Origin of the sequence: Ruminococcus sp. YE71 (genome assembly GCF_900119155.1) — a bacterium.
Classification (GTDB): domain Bacteria; phylum Bacillota; class Clostridia; order Oscillospirales; family Ruminococcaceae; genus YE71.
On record NZ_FPIR01000020.1, the window covers coordinates 1 to 16,634 of the forward strand.

Below are 16,634 nucleotides of genomic sequence, written 5' to 3' on the forward strand. Positions count from 1 at the left end.
TGGACGTTCAGCGAGTGGGACAAGTCGTTTACATCCATTAAGGCTGATACGACCGTGACCGCGGTTTATAAGCAGAAACCGCAGTATACCGTAATATTTAAGGACTACGATGGCACACAGCTCTCGAAGCAGACCATTGAAGAGGGCAAAAACGCGACCGCACCCAAGAACTACAAGGGTTCGTACACCGATGAGGATGGCTGGACATGGACATTCAGCGAGTGGGACAAGCCGTTCACAGGCATCGAAGCCGACACGACCGTGAACGCGGTCTATAAGCAGAAACCGCAGTATACCGTAATATTTAAGGACTACGATGGCACACAGCTCTCGAAGCAGACCATTGAAGAGGGCAAGGACGCGACCGCGCCCAAAAATTACAAGGGCACGTACATCGACGACGACGGTTGGACGTGGACGTTCAGCGAGTGGGACAAGTCGTTTACATCCATTAAGGCTGATACGACCGTGACCGCGGTCTACACGCAAAAACCACACTATACCGTAATTTTCAAGGATTACGATGGCACGCAGCTCTCGAAGCAGACGATCGAAGAGGGCAAGGACGCGACCGCACCCAAGAACTACAAGGGTTCGTACATCGACGAAGACGGTTGGACATGGACATTCAGCGAGTGGGACAAGCCGTTCGTTGGAATCGAATCCGACACGACCGTGACCGCAGTCTACACACAGAAACCTCAGTATACCGTCATCTTCAAGGACTACGACGGCACAAAGCTGTCAGAGCAGACGATCGAAGAGGGCAAAAACGCGACCGCGCCCAAGAACTACAAGGGTTCGTACACCGACGATGATGGCTGGACATGGACATTCAGCGAGTGGGACAAGCCGTTCACAGGCATCGAAGCTGACACGACCGTGAACGCGGTCTATAAGCAGAAACCGCAGTATACCGTAATATTTAAGGACTACGATGGCACACAGCTCTCGAAGCAGACCATTGAAGAGGGCAAGGACGCGACCGCGCCCAAAAATTACAAGGGCACGTACATCGACGACGACGGTTGGACGTGGACGTTCAGCGAGTGGGACAAGTCGTTCACCAAAATCAAGTCCGATACTACCGTGACCGCAGTTTACGTTCAGAAACCACACTATACCGTGATTTTTAAGGACTACGATGGCACAAAGCTGTCAGAGCAGACAATCGAAGACGGCGAGAGCGCCGAAGCGCCCGCTGTCGCTGATACGTTCGAGCTCGACGGTGCTAACTACATCTTCGACGGCTGGGACAAGGATTACGAAGTCATCCACGGCGACCTCACCGTTAACGCAGTCTACAGGAAAGCCTACGAAGTTAAGTTCCTCGACGCCGAGGAGAATCAGATAGGTGAGACGCAGATCGTGGCGGAGGGCGAGGATGCTGTTCCGCCGACCGACGGCTTTGCCAAGACGATCCCGACAGCCGACGGTGAGCTGGAATTCATCGGCTGGGACGGCGATTACACCAATATCACTTCCGAAACGATACTCGTCGCGATGTACGCTAAGCGCTCGCCGCTCCATCTTATCAATACGCTCGGCGACAGCGCGAAGGATATTTCGCCCGAAGAGGGTCAGCCTGTGGACTCCGATTACGAGCTGGATGTCGATACCTCGGAGTATCTCGACTACGGCTATAACTACGGCTGGTTCCACGCGACTTCGGGATTGATGGTCGAGTCGGCTGAGACCGTCACGACGGCTTACGTCAGCGAGACCGACGAAAACAACTTCTACGTGCTGACAAGGTATTCGCATCTGAATATCTCCGACGGCAACGGGTCGGCACCTGCTACCCTGATCTGTATGAACAAAAATGAATACTATCTCATCATAGAAAGCAGCGGAGAATCCGTTCCGCTTCACTTCAGCTCGTACCTGACCAATCCGCCGAAGGTGCTGGATCACCCGCTCTCGGAATATATCTTCAAGACGAGTGACGGAAAGGAACTGAAATTCAGTGATCTCGGAGCGTATCTGTCAGACCTCACCGAACCTGTACTGCTGACGGATATCTATCTGCCGATGATGGTAGTTGACCCCGAAACTCAATAGCAGTTGAGGAAGCGACCGACCAAAAAAGAAAGAGCAGGCACACGCTTGCTCTTTCTCTTGCTTTATGAAAAGGAGAACACGATATGAAAAAAACGCTATTGTGCGTACCGTTATGTCTGTTATGCCACGTTGCCGTGCTGGCGGTATGCTTCGGGCTGCTGTGTGCGGCGGCGGCTGTCCCCGACGGGAAGCTGACCGACTCGCTGCGTGAGAGCTCGGAAAAGCTCGCCGTCCATGACCCTCACGAATTCACCGTGAGCGGTCTGTACAGCAGTGCTGGCGACAACTACGCCGACGCGATACTTCTCGGGCTGGCGGCGAACATGACTTCTGAGGACATCCCCCGCTCGGTGCTTGACACAAAGTACTACGACGATGACTTCGGACCTGCGGTGGGCATCCGTGCGACCCTCGACGGCAAGCCCGCAAACGTTGACTACACGCGCTACTGGCACGGTTCGCTCGTTGCGGTGAGACCGCTGCTTGCAGTCACGGACATCAGTGGCATCCGTATCATCGGCGCGGCGGTCATACTGCTGATGCTCGCCGCCGACTGCGCGTGGCTGATATACAAGCGCCACACAGCCGCCTGCGTGATACTCGGCGTGTCGGCGGTGCTGACCCAGTTCTGGTTCGCCCTCACGACCCTCGAGTATATGCCCGTCTACATCATCATGCTCGGGGCGGTGCCGTTGTACGTGCGTTTCGCCGACAACACCCGTGCGCTGGCGGTCATCTCGGCAGGCGTCGGGACGCTCACGGCTTTCGCCGACTTCCTGACCGCCGAAACGCTGACCCTGCTCGTTCCGCTGACGGCGGCATTCTTCGTCATCGCGGAGAAAGGCGAGCGCCCCGACGGAAAGAAGAGCCTTGCGATGCTGGCGTGCTGCGCGGTGCCGTGGGGAGCGTCGTACCTGCTGACCTTCGCCGTGAAGTGGGCGGCAGCGTCGGCGGTCGTCGGGCAGGACAAATCGTCCGCGGCGTTTTCGGCGGCAGGGGAGAGGTTCGCGGGCTCGGTGGACGGATTCGATTCGCCGATAGAGCTGATGTTCTCGGCATTGGGTGCGAACCTTTCGCGGCTGACCTACACATCCGAAAAGATAAGCATCACGGGCGTGATAGTGTGGGCGGTGCTGTTTGCGTTTGTCGTCACGGTGCTGTGGCGCATCGACAGGAAGCGGCATAATCTGCCGACAGCGGCGATGACGGTCATCGCGCTGCTGCCGCTGATACGTTTCTGTGTGCTGATGAACCATTCGTACCTGCACAATTTCTTCACTTACAGAGCTCTGATGCCGAGTATAATGGCGGTCATCGGCATGGCATGGTACAGAGTAGGCGGCACAGCCAATAAGCTGAAGAAAAAGCAAAAATCCAAAAACTAACAATCCCCCCGTCCCCGACAGGTCGCTATGAACCCAAATCGCGTCAGCGATTCAAAAACACCCACCCCCAAAAAATCAAAAAAGAACATTTTTTCAAAAAAAGACTTCCAATTCTGAAATAAATGTGCTATAATGATTACAGGTCACAGTAAAAAACAGACCGACTGTGACAAAGAAAACGGACACAAACGGGCACACACGCTCCGCCCGACCTGTCCACGACCTATAAGGAGGTATACAAAATGCGTTATGAGATCACAGGAACGCCGCTCCCCGTTGCGACCTGCTACCTCGCAAACGGCGAGTCTATCAAGACTCAGCAGGGCGCTATGAGCTGGATGAGCCCGAATATGGAAATGAGCACCAACGCAGGCGGCGGCCTCGGAAAGATGTTCTCCAGAGCACTTTCGGGTGAGTCGATGTTCCAGAATGTTTATACAGCCCGCGGCGGCGAGGGCATGATCGCAATGGCTTCCGCTTTCCCGGGAGATATCAAGGCTATCAATGTTTCCGCGATGCCTATCGTGGCTCAGAAGTCCGCGTTCATGGCTTCGGAAGCAGGCGTTAATATGGAGATCTTCTTCCAGAAGAAGATAGGCGCAGGTTTCTTCGGCGGTGAGGGCTTCATTATGCAGAAGTTCACGGGTCAGGGTATCGTGTTCCTTGAATTCGACGGCTCTATCGTTGAAAAACAGCTCGCCCCCGGTGAAGTGATGCTTATCGACACGGGCTGCCTTGCAGCTATGGAAGCCACCTGCTCTATCGATATTCAGATGGTGTCTGGCGTCAAGAACGTGCTTTTCGGCGGCGAAGGCTTCTTCAATACAAGGGTAACAGGCCCAGGCAAGGTGTGGCTCCAGAGTATGCCCGTCAGCAGCCTCGCAACCGCTATCAGACCTTACATCCCCACAGGCAGCTGATAAAACCCTCACAAATAACACGGCAGGAGAATGGGTGTTCTCCTGCCGCTTTTTTCTTTCTTGGGGGTGTGAGTGCGGGGCGTGCTTGGGGGAGACCCTTTTGAAAAAGGGTCTTCCCCCAAACCCCCTCACTAAAACTTTTAATGCTTTTTGGCTTGTGGGTGGTTCTTCTTTAGGTTGGTTTGGTCGGGATGTTTGTGGTTTTTCTCTTATATTGTGTGTACCTTGCCAAAAAGACGGACAAGGGTGGTCTGCGTTTCAGTTGGCGGTTTCGGTCATGTTTGCATATGGGGTGGCGAAAAAAAGAGGCGGGAGCAAGCCCCCGCCCTACAATTGTTCGTCTTTTAAAATTGAGAGAGCCAAACGTCCCCTTCACATCCAACTACTAACATATTAAAAGTCTTTGGAATGGGGGTCGCCGGTTAATACCCGTAGAAGTTGTTTTTCCCACGGGTAAATCTGCACTCCGTTCATCGGTTGTCGCCTGTGTCGTTCATGGCGATAATCTCTTCGGCTATCACGCATTTTTTGACGCCTCTGTCCATCGCCATTTTTTCGATGCGGTGGTGGGCTTCTTCTTCGCTCAGGCCGTGGTAAGATATCAGCAGCAGTTTAGCGCGGTTAACGAGTTTTATCTCATTCATGCGGTTCTCAAGGGAAGTAGATTTCTGTTCGATAGAGCCGAGCCGTTCGCAGGTGACTTCGAGCCAGTCGAGGGACTGACGCAGCATCTGAGCCGAAAGAGGTTTCGGCAGCATATAGACCCCGTGAGAACAGACACGCTCGAAAACATCGCCGTAATAGTCATTCGGCACCAGCAGCAGTACTGCGCAGTAACCCGAAGCGCGGTCAACTGCGAGTCTTACGCCGTCCTCATCGGGCAGCGGAGCGTTTATGATGATGATATCGAAATCGCGGTCGAGAAGTCTGCGCCGTGCGGCGTTTACGCCTGTCAGTACCTCATGCTCGAAGTGCTGACGTTCTGCGATGAGTGCCTCAAGAGACTCGTTGAACCTTGGCTGCGACGAAACGACAAGTACCTTGTATTGCCGTTGTTTCAGTTTCACGTTCCTCACTCCTTATCAGCAGTAGATATCTATCATTCGTGCGGGAAGGTGCGATTTGATGAACTCGCTGCGTTTCGCAGCCTTTTTCGCTTCATCGAGCGAGGTGGGGAGGGTGTCGTAGCTCTCGGTCACCGAAGCCTCGGCAGAGAACAGGTCGATATCCGAAACGGGCGGCAGATACAGCCCGTTCTTGTAGCCGTAAAGTCCTGCGTAAATCAGCAGCGTGAACGCGAGGTAGGGGTTCGCGGAGGGGTCGGGGGAGCGCAGCTCGGCGCGGCGGTACTGACCCGAAGCGGCAGGTATGCGCACCAGCTGCGAGCGGTTCTCGCACGACCACGAAATGAACTTCGGCGCCTTGTTCCTGCCGAAGCGTTTGAAGCTTTCTTCCTTCGGGTTGAGGAACAGTGTCATGTCTTTGATATGCGCGAGTATGCCTGCGATGACCGACGGCAGGATGATGTGGTTGGTGTCGTTCTTGACGGAGATGTTGATGTGGTAGCCGTTTCCCGGAGCGTCTGCGAGCGGTTTCGGCGAAAAGTCGGCGTACAGTCCGTTGGCGTGCGCGACCGTCTTGACCACGTTCTTGAACACCATCGCGTCGTCGGCAGCCTTGAGCGCGTCTGCGTAGTGGAAGTCTATCTCGTTCTGCCCGGGGCCCTCCTCGTGGTGGGAGCTCTCGGGGATGATGCCCATCTGTTCGAGGGTCAGGCATATCTGCCTGCGGACGTTCTCACCGCGGTCATCGGGTGCGAGATCCATGTAGCCTGCGTTGTCGTAAGGAATGCCCGAGGGCAGACCGTCGTCACCCAGTTTGAACAGGTAGAACTCCAGCTCCGAACCGAAGGAGAACTCCAGCCCCTCGGCTTTCGCGTCGGCAACGGCTTTCCTGAGCAGACTTCTCGTGTCGCACTCGAACTCCGCACCGCTCGGACGCTTAATGGAACAGAGCATACGGACTACTCTGCCGTGCTCGGGTCTCCACGGGAGTACCGAGAGCGTGTTCGGGTCGGGGAAGAGCAGCAGGTCGGACTTGACTTCGTTCCCGAAGCCCCTGACCGCCGAAGCGTCAAATGCTATGCCCTGCTCAAACGCACGTTCAAGCTCGTTCGGCATGATGGAGATGTTCTTCTGCGTGCCGAATACGTCACAGAATTGCAGACGTATGAACTTGACATCCTCCTCCTGAACATACTGGATTATTTCTTCTGCCGAATAGTCCATGATAAAACCTCCGTTTTTCTTGAATATCCCCGCTTTTAACGTGCATCATCAAATCGGTACTTATCGTAGTGCCTGCGGATACTATTGGGGGAAACCCTTTTGAAAAAGGGTTCTCCCCCAAACCCCTTTCCTAAAACTTCTGATGATTTTTTGGCAAGGGGTATACATTCTATCGAAAACAGCACGAATCGGTAAGTTTGCAGTTCTGTCCAAAAAGGCGATACCCCTTGCCAAAAAAATATTAAAAGTCTTTGGAAGGGGGTCCGGGGGAGAACCTTTCTTCAGAAAGGTTGCCCCCGGTAATACCCGCAGACAGCACAATAAATGCTGATATGGCGGCGCACGTTGAAAATGGGTGGGGAATTTAAAAAAGGGCACATTTGACCCTTTGATTAAAAGTCAAATGAACGCCCTTGCTCATTCATGACTATTATACTATATATCAGGGTAGGTGTCAACGGGGTATGTATAAACATTTTGTAAAAAACTGCGTGCTTACTTGACAAAGCCGACTTTTGGGAGTATAATAATACCATGATTTTGAGACAATGGCGTCTCGGAGTATTACTCCGACGGGGTCGTTGTCTCTTTTTTTATGCTTGGAGGTATAAAAATGAGAAAGTATATTTTCGTGACGGGAGGAGTTGTATCGGGTCTTGGCAAGGGCATCACGGCCGCTTCGCTCGGCAGACTTCTGAAAGAGCGCGGCGTACACGTTGCGGCGCAGAAGCTCGACCCGTACATCAACGTCGATCCCGGCACAATGAGTCCCTATCAGCACGGCGAGGTGTTCGTAACGGAGGACGGTGCCGAGACCGACCTCGACCTCGGTCACTACGAGCGTTTTATCGATGAGGATCTGAACAAGTACTCAAACCTCACCACAGGCAAGGTATACTGGAACGTACTGAACAAGGAGCGCCGCGGCGAATACCTCGGCTCGACCGTCCAGGTCATCCCGCACATCACCAACGAGATAAAGGAATTCGTCTACAGCGTCGGCAAAAAGACCGATGCGGACGTCATCATCACCGAGATCGGCGGCACCATCGGCGACATCGAGTCGCAGCCGTTCCTTGAAGCGGTGAGACAGATCTCCCTTGAAGTCGGCAGGGAGAACAGCCTGTTCATCCATGTGACCCTCGTGCCCTTCCTCAGCGGTTCGGACGAGCACAAGTCGAAGCCGACCCAGCACTCGGTCAAGGAGTTGCAGGGCATGGGCATCAATCCCGACATCATCGTGCTCAGGTGCGACCGTCCCCTTGAAGAGCAGATATTCCACAAGATAGCGCTTTTCTGCAACGTGAAGCCCGAGTGCGTCATCGAGAACATCACCCTGCCGCACCTGTACGAAGCGCCGCTCATGCTTGAAAAATCGCACTTCTCGGACGTTGTGTGCGAACGTCTCGGCATCACGGCGCCCCCCTCAGAGTTCTCCGAGTGGAAGAGTCTTATCGAGCGCATCAAGAGCATCGAAAAGTCGGTGACCATCGGACTTGTGGGCAAGTACACCGAGCTTCACGACGCTTACCTGTCGGTAGCCGAGGCTCTGCATCATGCAGGCTATTCCTGCGGAGTGAACGTTGACATCCGCTGGATTGACTCGGAGAAGATAACTGCCGACAATGTTGCCGAGACCCTTTCGGGAGTCGGCGGCATCATCGTTCCCGGCGGCTTCGGCGTCAGGGGCATCAGCGGCATGATAGAAGCCGTGAAGTACGCAAGAGAGCATGAAATGCCCTTCTTCGGCATCTGTCTCGGTATGCAGATAGCCGTTATCGAGTATGCGAGGAACGTCTGCGGCATCGCCGACGCGGACTCGGGCGAGTTCGACGAGAAGTGTAAGAACAAGGTCATCGACCTCATGCCCGACCAGAGCGGCGTCCAGATGGGCGGCACTCTCAGGCTCGGCGCGTATCCCTGCGTCATCGGCGAGGGAACGGCTATGGAGCGCTGCTACGGCAAGCGCGAGATAAGCGAGCGCCACCGCCACCGCTACGAGGTCAACAACAGCTACCGCGACACCCTCGCAAAGGCGGGTCTGACCCTCAGCGGCATCTCTCCCGACGGCGAGCTTGTGGAGACAGTCGAGCTCACCGACCGCGATTTCTATATTGGAGTGCAGTTCCATCCCGAGTTCAAGAGCCGTCCCAACCGTCCGCATCCGCTGTTTGCGGGATTCGTTTCAGCAGTGAAAAATAAGGAGGAAAACAATGCTAAAGCCTAATATGTTCTATGCCGATCTGAAAGATTCGTACCTGTTCTACAACATCGCCCAGAAAACGAAGAAGTATCTGGAGGAGAACCCAGGCAAGCACCTCTACCGTATGGGCATCGGCGACGTTTCCCTGCCGCTCTGCGACGCGGTCATCAAGGCTCTGCATCAGGCAGCCGACGACCAGGCGAATGCGGCGAGTTTCAACGGCTATATGCCCGAATGCGGCGCACCCTTCCTGCGCTCGGCTATCAGGGACTACTACGGCGCACGCGGCATCGACCTTGCCGAGGACGAAGTGTTCGTGTCGAGCGGCGCGTCCGACGAGCTCGGCGACATCCTCGACCTGTTCGACCGCGGCAACCGCTCGCTCATCATCGAGCCTGCATATCCTGCCTACGTTGACGCGAACATCATGGGCGGACGTGAGATAGTTCACCTTGCTTCGGGCAGAGAGAACGGCTTCCTGCCGACTCCCGACGACAGCACTTCCGCCGAGCTTATCTACATCTGCTCCCCGAACAACCCGACAGGCGCAGTCTTTGACCGCGATCAGCTCAAGGCATGGGTAGATCACGCCAACAAGAACGGCTCAGTTATCCTGTTCGACGCGGCATACGAAGCGTTCATCGAGGACGACAGCCTGCCGCACTCTATTTTCGAGATCGAAGGCGCACGCACCTGCGCTATCGAGATATGCTCCCTGTCCAAGACCGCAGGCTTCACGGGTACCCGTCTCGGCTACACGGTCATCCCTCACGAGCTTGTCCGCGAGGGCATGGAGCTGAACAAGATGTGGGTACGCAACCGCACCACCAAGACCAACGGCGTCTCATACATCATCCAGCGCGGAGCTTCCGCAGTTTTCACCGAAGAGGGTCAGAAACAGATCCACGCGAATATCGCGGTCTACAAGAACAACGCAAGAGTCCTGATGAAGGCTCTCGACGAGCTTGGACTGTGGTACACGGGCGGTAAGAACGCGCCCTATATCTGGATGCAGTGCCCCGACGGAATGGGCAGCTGGGAGTTCTTCGACCTGCTGCTGCACGAAGCACAGATAGTCGGTACCCCCGGTGAGGGCTTCGGAAAGTGCGGCGAAGGCTACTTCCGCTTCTCCACCTTCGGCAGCCCCGAAGACACCGCGATAGCCGCCAGGAAGCTCGTCGAACTTCTTAAAAAGTAAGCACTCAAGTTATTTCCGCTGTCATACAAAGGAACACCGCTGCTGCCCGTCAGGACAGCGGCGGTGTTTTGTTTTTGCTTTCTACGGGGGAGAGTGCGAAGCTAAGGCGCCCCCCCATTCCAAAGACTTTTAATATGTCGTCTGTTGGATGTGGCGGGGAAGATAGGCTCTTGACATTTCGTGAGATACTGTCTGAACATCCTTTTTGGGTGTGGAAAATGAACGGCGGGGGACTTGCCCCCGCCGCTTTTTTGCTATTCTATTGCAGAGTCGAACGTCGCAAAATGATCGTAGCACCACTCATGACCGTCTTTTTGGCAAGGGGCGCACAATTGAAGAGAAGAACGCCGAACTTCCCCACCAACACTATCTATAGAAGAACAACTGCCCCTTGCCAAAAAGCATTAAAAGTTTTAGGAAAGGGGTCCGGGGGATAACCCTTTTTCAAAAGGGTTTCCCACGGTAAAAACAATCACTTCAAGAGATGTTAGTATAACCCATGAGGTATTTGTCCACGGCGGCGGCGCAGTCTCTGCCTTCGCGGATAGCGCGGACGACGAGGGACTGACCGATGTGCATATCGCCTGCGGTAAACACCTTGGGGACGTTGGTAGCGTATGCGCCGTTTTCGGTCGAGACGTTGTTTCGGGCGGTGAGTTCAACGCCGAACGCATCGGAAACGAAGTTCTGGCAGCCTGTGAAGCCTGCCGCGATGAGGCAGAGTTCGCAGGGGAGCACCTGTTCGCTGCCCTCGACCTCACGGAGAGTGCGTTTGCCGTCCTCGTTCACAAAGCCGACCTTGACCGTTCTGACGGCGCAGAGCGCACCGTTTTCGTCCTTGATGAACTCCTTGACGGTAGTCTCATAAATTCTCGGGTCGCTGCCGAAGACTGCCGCCGCCTCTTCCTGACCGTAGTCGGTCTTGCAGACGCGGGGGTATTCGGGGAAGGGGTTGTTTGCGGCTCTGATGTCGGGGAGCTTCGGCATCATTTCGAGCTGAGTCACCGAAGCGCAGCCGTGACGGACAGCCGTGCCGACGCAGTCGTTGCCCGTGTCGCCGCCGCCAATAACGATAACGTTCTTATCCTTGGCGGAGATGAAGGTTCCCTCTGCGAGACCCGTGTCGAGCAGGCTCTTGGTGGTCGAGGTCAGGAAATCCACCGCGAAGTAAATATTCTGAGCGTCGCGTCCTGGAGAGTTGATGTCTCTCGGCTGCGAAGAACCGCAGGCGAGTATCACCGCGTCGAAATCTTCGAGAAGAGTCTCGGCGGAGACGTCGCTGCCCACGTTGCAGCCAGTGCGGAACTCAACGCCTTCAAGCTCCATCAGAGCCGTCCTGCGGAGCACGATGTCCTTTTCGAGCTTCATGTTGGGGATGCCGTACATGAGCAGTCCGCCGGGGCGGTCGCTGCGCTCGAACACGGTCACGTTATGACCGCGTCTGTTGAGCGAATCGGCAGCCGCAAGTCCCGAGGGACCCGAGCCAATGACGGCTATCTTCTTTCCGCTGCGTGCGGCAGGTATCCTCGGCTTGATGTGACCCTTTGCGAAAGCGTTCTCGATTATAGCACGTTCGTTCTCGCGCACAGTGACGGGCGAGTCGTGAACGCCGCAGATGCACGCCTTTTCGCAAAGTGCGGGGCAGACGCGGGACGTGAACTCGGGGAAGTTGTTCGTTTCGAGCAGTCTTTCGAGTGCCTGATCCTTCTTGTCGCGGTAGAGCAGTTCGTTCCACTCGGGGATGAGGTTGTTGAGCGGACAGCCCGATATCATGCCGCCGAGCATCTTGCCGTTCTGGCAGAACGGAACGCCGCAGTCCATGCACCTTGCCGCCTGACAGCGGCGCTCTTCGTCGGAAAGCTCGGCATGGAACTCCTTAAAATGCTGTATTCTTTCGAGCGGTGCGGACGCTGCGGTCTCGCACCTTTCGTATTCCAAAAATCCTGTTGGTTTTCCCATTTTTCCATACTCCTCACTTTGCTGTTACGGCGCAGAACGCTTCTATTTCAGCCTGCTCACGGGTCATGCCCTTTTCCTCGAACGCGGAGATCGCCTTGTTTATCTTCGCGAAGTCATGCGGTACTATCTTCTTGAACAGGGGGATGTAGTCCTCAAAGGACTCAAGTATCTGCTTTGCTTTGAGCGAGCCTGTGGTCTCGGCGTGCTCGGTGATAAGCTCACGCAGCAGCTTGACATCGTACTTCTCGGAAACGGTCTCAAGGGACACCTGCGACTTGTTGAGTCTCATGTATAGGTCTCTCTGCTCGTCGAGGACGAATGCTATACCGCCCGACATACCTGCCGCGAAGTTTTTGCCCGTTCTGCCGAGGATAACAGCCACGCCGCCTGTCATGTACTCGCAGCCGTGGTCGCCCACGCCCTCGCAGACTGCGGACGCGCCCGAGTTTCTCACGCAGAATCTCTCGCCTGCGATACCGCCGATGAACGCCTTGCCCGAGGTAGCGCCGTAGAGCGCAACGTTTCCGACGATGATGTTGTCCGACGGGTCGAATGCCGCGTTTTTCGGTGCGGAGAGTATCAGTCTGCCGCCCGAAAGACCCTTGCCGAAGTAGTCGTTTGCATCGCCGCAGAGTTCGAGGGTCAGACCCTTCGGAATGAACGCGCCGAAGCTCTGTCCGCCGCTGCCCGTGCAGTGTACGGTGAAGGTGTTGTCGTCAAGGGAGTGGTCGCCCCACTTCTTGGTTATCTCCGAACCGAACAGTGTGCCGAATGCGCGGTCGGTGTTGCTGACGTTCACGGAAACAGCCTTCTTGGTCTTGTTTCTCAGCGCACTGCCGAGTTTTTTGAGCAGCTGCTTCTCGTCGGCGGTCTCTTCGAGCTTGAAGTCATACGCGCACTGCGGCTCGAAGTGTCTGCCGCTTTCGGGAGCGGAGTAAAGTATGTTCGTGAAGTCGATGTTCGACTCCTGCTTTTTGCTGAGCAGGTCGGTGCGTCCGATAAGCTCGTCCACCGTGCGGATACCGAGACGTGCCATATACTCTCTCAGCTCCTGCGCGATGAAGTGCATGAAGTTGATGACGTATTCGGGCTTGCCCGAGAAACGCTTTCTAAGCTCTGGGTTCTGTGTCGCGATGCCCATCGGGCAGGTGTCGAGGTCGCAGACTCTCATCATCACGCAGCCCATTGTTATCAGCGGAGCGGTGGCAAAACCGAACTCCTCGGCACCGAGCAGTGCCGCAACGAGCACGTCTCTGCCCGTCATCAGCTTGCCGTCCGTTTCGAGACGGACGCGTGAACGCAGACCGTTCATGATGAGCGTCTGATGAACTTCCGCAAGTCCCATCTCCCAGGGCAGACCTGCGCTGTAGATGGAGCTCTTCGGAGCCGCGCCCGTACCGCCGTCGAAGCCCGAGATGAGGATGACCTCAGCGCCCGCCTTCGCAACGCCTGCGGCTACGGTCCCGACGCCTGCTTCAGCCACCAGCTTCACGCTGATGCGTGCGCTCCTGTTGGCGTTCTTCAGGTCGTAGATGAGTTGTGCCAGGTCTTCGATGGAGTAGATGTCATGGTGAGGCGGCGGCGAGATAAGTCCCACGCCTGCCGTCGAGTGACGGGTCTTGGCTATCCAGGGGTAGACCTTCTTCGAGGGAAGATGTCCGCCCTCGCCGGGCTTTGCGCCCTGTGCCATCTTTATCTGTATCTCTTTTGCGGAAACGAGGTATTCGCTGGTAACGCCGAAACGTCCCGATGCTACCTGCTTTATTGCCGAGCAGCGTTCCGAGAGCAGTCTTTCGGGGCTCTCGCCGCCCTCGCCCGAGTTCGACCTGCCGCCGATGCGGTTCATAGCCTCTGCGAGACATTCGTGAGCCTCCTGCGAGATGGAACCGTAGGACATAGCGCCCGTCTTGAAGCGGTGGCAGATGCTCTCTACGCTCTCGACCTCATCTATGGAGATGGGCTCGCAGCTGTCAAAGTCGATGTCCAGCAGGCTTCTGAGGGTGAGACGCTTGTCCTCACGCTCGAAGCAGGCGGTGTACTTCTTGAAGGTCTCGTAGCTGTCGGTGCGGCAGGCCTGCTGGAGCAGGTGGATGGTCTCGGGAGTGTAGAGGTGTTCGCTCTTGCCCGAGCGCAGCTTGTGGCTGCCGATGCTGGAGATGCCGTTGTCGCTGTTGAGACCCAGCGGGTCGAAGGCGGCGTTGTGCAGCTTTTCGGTGCGGCGGCTGATGTCGGAAAGGGTGATGCCGCCTATCCTGCTGACAGTGCCGCGGAAGTATTTGCTGATGACCTCATCCGAGATGCCGACAGCCTCGAACAGCTTGCTGCCCTGATAGGACTGTATGGTCGAGATGCCCATCTTGGAAGCTATCTTAACGATGCCGTGCAGAACGGCGCTGTTGTAGTCGTCCTCGGCAGCGTAGAAATCCTTGTCCAGCATTCCGTCGTCGATAAGGCTGTGGATAGTCTCGTGTGCCAGATAGGGGTTGACGGCGCAGGCACCGTAGCCCAGCAGAGCCGCAAAGTGATGCACCTCACGGGGCTCCGCGCTCTCAAGGATGAGAGCTACAGCGGTGCGCTTCTTGGTGGAAACAAGGTGCTGCTGCAAAGCCGCCACCGCCAGCAGGGACGGGATAGCGCAGTGGAACTCGTCCACGCCGCGGTCGGAGAGGATGAGGATGTTCGCGCCGTTGCGGTAAGCGCGGTCGGCTTCGATGTAAAGGCGCTCTATCGCCTTTTCCAGCTTGGTGCCGATGTAGTATATCATCGGGATGACCGCCGAGCGCAGACCGTCGCTGTCCATGTTCTTTATTTTGAGCATATCCGTCTCGGTGAGTATCGGGTGCTCTATTTTGAGGACGTGGCAGTTCTCGGGCTTTTCTTCGAGGATATTGCCGTCCTCGCCGATGTAGACGCTGGTATCGGTGACTATCTCCTCTCGGATAGCGTCAAAGGGAGGGTTCGTTACCTGCGCGAAGTTCTGTCTGAAATAGTTGAACAGGGGAGGGCAGTTCTTGTCAAGGGGCGGCAGAGGGATGTCCGAACCCATCGAAGCGATAGGCTCTGCGCCGTTCTCCGCCATCGGGAGTATGCTGTTCTTGATGTCCTCATACGAGTAGCCGAACGCCTTCTGCATACGGAGCAGTTCGTCCTTGCTGTAGGTGCTGACGTTTTTGTTGGGGATGTGCAGGTCGTGCAGGTTCACGAGCTGCGTGTCGAGCCATTCGCCGTAGGGCTGACGGGTCGCGTACTGATTTTTCAGCTCCTCGTCCCCGATGAGTCTGCCCTGCTTTGTGTCCACGAGCAGCATCTTGCCGGGGCGCAGTCTGTCCTTGCTGACTATCTTCTCGGGCGGGATGTCGATACAGCCCGTCTCGGAGGACAGCACAAGGAACCCGTCGGAGGTCACGCAGTAGCGCGAGGGACGCAGACCGTTGCGGTCGAGCACCGCACCCATCATCTCGCCGTCCGAGAATATGATGGAAGCAGGGCCGTCCCATGGCTCCATCATGGTGGCGTAGTACTGGTAGAAGTCGTACTTCTCTTTCGAGATGCTGCGGTCGTTCTTCCAGGGCTCGGGAATGGTTATCATGACTGCAAGGGGCAGCGGCATTCCCGACATCACCATGAACTCCAGCGCGTTGTCGAGCCTTGCGGAGTCGGAGCCGTCGGCGTTTATCGCGGGGAGTATCTTGTACATATCGTCCTTGAAGGCTTCGCAGGACATGGTCTCCTCACGGGCGAGCATCTTGTCGGCGTTGCCTGTGATGGTGTTGATCTCACCGTTGTGGACTATCATTCTGTTGGGGTGAGCCTTCTGCCAGCTGGGGATGGTGTTGGTGGAGAAGCGCGAATGCACCATCGCGATAGCGGAGATGAAATCCTCGCTCTGCAAGTCGGTGTAGAAGCGCCTCAGCTCGTCCACAAGGAACATACCCTTGTAAACGACGGTGCGGCTCGACAGGGAGCAGACGTAGGTGTTCTCGGCCGACTGCTCGAAGATACGTCTTGTGACGTAAAGTCTGCGCTCGAATTCTATCCCCTTTGCGCAGTCATCGGGGCGTCTGACGAAGCACTGCATGATGCAGGGCATACTCTCGAAGGCCTTCTGACCGAGTATCTCGGGGGAGGACGGGACTTCGCGCCATCCGATGACCTCCATGCCGTTCTTGCCCGCGATTATCTCGAAGAGCTTTCTCGCCTGGTCGCGCTTGAGCACCTGCTGGGGCAGGAAGAACATACCCACCGCGAAATCGCCCTCGCCGCCGATGTCGAAACCGAGCTTTTCGCACTCGGAACGGAACAGCGCATAGGGTATCTGCGACAGCAGACCGACGCCGTCGCCGGTTTTGCCTTCGGCATCCTTTCCTGCGCGGTGTTCGAGTTTCTCAACGATAGTGAGCGCGTCGTCAACGACCTTCCGCGAACGTTCGCCCTTGATGTTGACTACCGCGCCTATACCGCAGTTATCATGTTCAAATTCGGGGCGGTAGAGTCCCTGGTTCTCAAATGCAGTCCCACATACATTTTCCTTCATTTTCATCTCACCTCAAGAAAATTAAAAAGGCGCTCATGCGGACGCAGAAAGTCCGTCATGAACGCCTTTGTTCGTTAATATTTTAC

8 protein-coding genes and 1 pseudogene are annotated in these 16,634 nt (G+C 55.9%); 5 read left to right on the forward strand and 4 right to left on the reverse strand.

The genetic code is table 11. The features are described from left to right. From BT142_RS19245 to BT142_RS15435, 3 genes and pseudogenes are all read left to right on the forward strand, one after another. Window positions 1-2,061, forward strand: a pseudogene (locus BT142_RS19245) (hypothetical protein); the annotation flags it as partial. Between the two features lie 83 nt (window positions 2,062-2,144). After that, on the forward strand, window positions 2,145-3,446 hold the full coding sequence (locus BT142_RS15430) for a hypothetical protein (protein ID WP_072419080.1): 1,302 nt from the start codon (window positions 2,145-2,147) through the stop codon (window positions 3,444-3,446). Window positions 3,447-3,688: 242 nt separating this feature from the next. After that, complete coding sequence (locus tag BT142_RS15435) at window positions 3,689-4,366, forward strand: TIGR00266 family protein (protein ID WP_072419081.1); 678 nt, start codon at window positions 3,689-3,691, stop codon at window positions 4,364-4,366. A gap of 470 nt (window positions 4,367-4,836) precedes the next feature. Here the strand turns inward: BT142_RS15435 and BT142_RS15440 are convergent, their stop codons facing one another. Beyond that, the gene (locus BT142_RS15440) at window positions 4,837-5,433 is read right to left on the reverse strand and encodes an ANTAR domain-containing response regulator (protein ID WP_072419082.1); all 597 of its coding nucleotides are present in this window, start codon (window positions 5,431-5,433) and stop codon (window positions 4,837-4,839) included. A gap of 15 nt (window positions 5,434-5,448) precedes the next feature. Continuing rightward, window positions 5,449-6,654, reverse strand: a complete 1,206-nt coding sequence (locus BT142_RS15445; RefSeq protein ID WP_072419083.1) for a glutamine synthetase family protein — start codon at window positions 6,652-6,654, stop codon at window positions 5,449-5,451. A gap of 613 nt (window positions 6,655-7,267) precedes the next feature. On the opposite strand from BT142_RS15445, the gene BT142_RS15450 reads away from it, so the two are divergent. Further along, complete coding sequence (locus BT142_RS15450; RefSeq protein WP_072419084.1) at window positions 7,268-8,881, forward strand: CTP synthase; 1,614 nt, start codon at window positions 7,268-7,270, stop codon at window positions 8,879-8,881. Further along, complete coding sequence (locus tag BT142_RS15455; RefSeq protein ID WP_072419085.1) at window positions 8,868-10,055, forward strand: LL-diaminopimelate aminotransferase; 1,188 nt, start codon at window positions 8,868-8,870, stop codon at window positions 10,053-10,055. Before BT142_RS15450 ends, BT142_RS15455 begins: the two co-directional genes overlap by 14 nt. A 477-nt stretch (window positions 10,056-10,532) precedes the next feature. Here BT142_RS15455 and BT142_RS15460 read toward each other — a convergent pair whose 3' ends face one another. Then, on the reverse strand, window positions 10,533-12,014 hold the full coding sequence (locus BT142_RS15460) for a glutamate synthase subunit beta (RefSeq protein WP_072419086.1): 1,482 nt from the start codon (window positions 12,012-12,014) through the stop codon (window positions 10,533-10,535). A gap of 13 nt (window positions 12,015-12,027) precedes the next feature. After that, window positions 12,028-16,548 carry a glutamate synthase large subunit gene (gene gltB / locus BT142_RS15465; protein WP_092983353.1) on the reverse strand — a complete coding sequence of 1,507 codons (4,521 nt, stop codon included), beginning with the start codon at window positions 16,546-16,548 and terminating at the stop codon, window positions 12,028-12,030. Window positions 16,549-16,634: the final 86 nt, after the last annotated feature.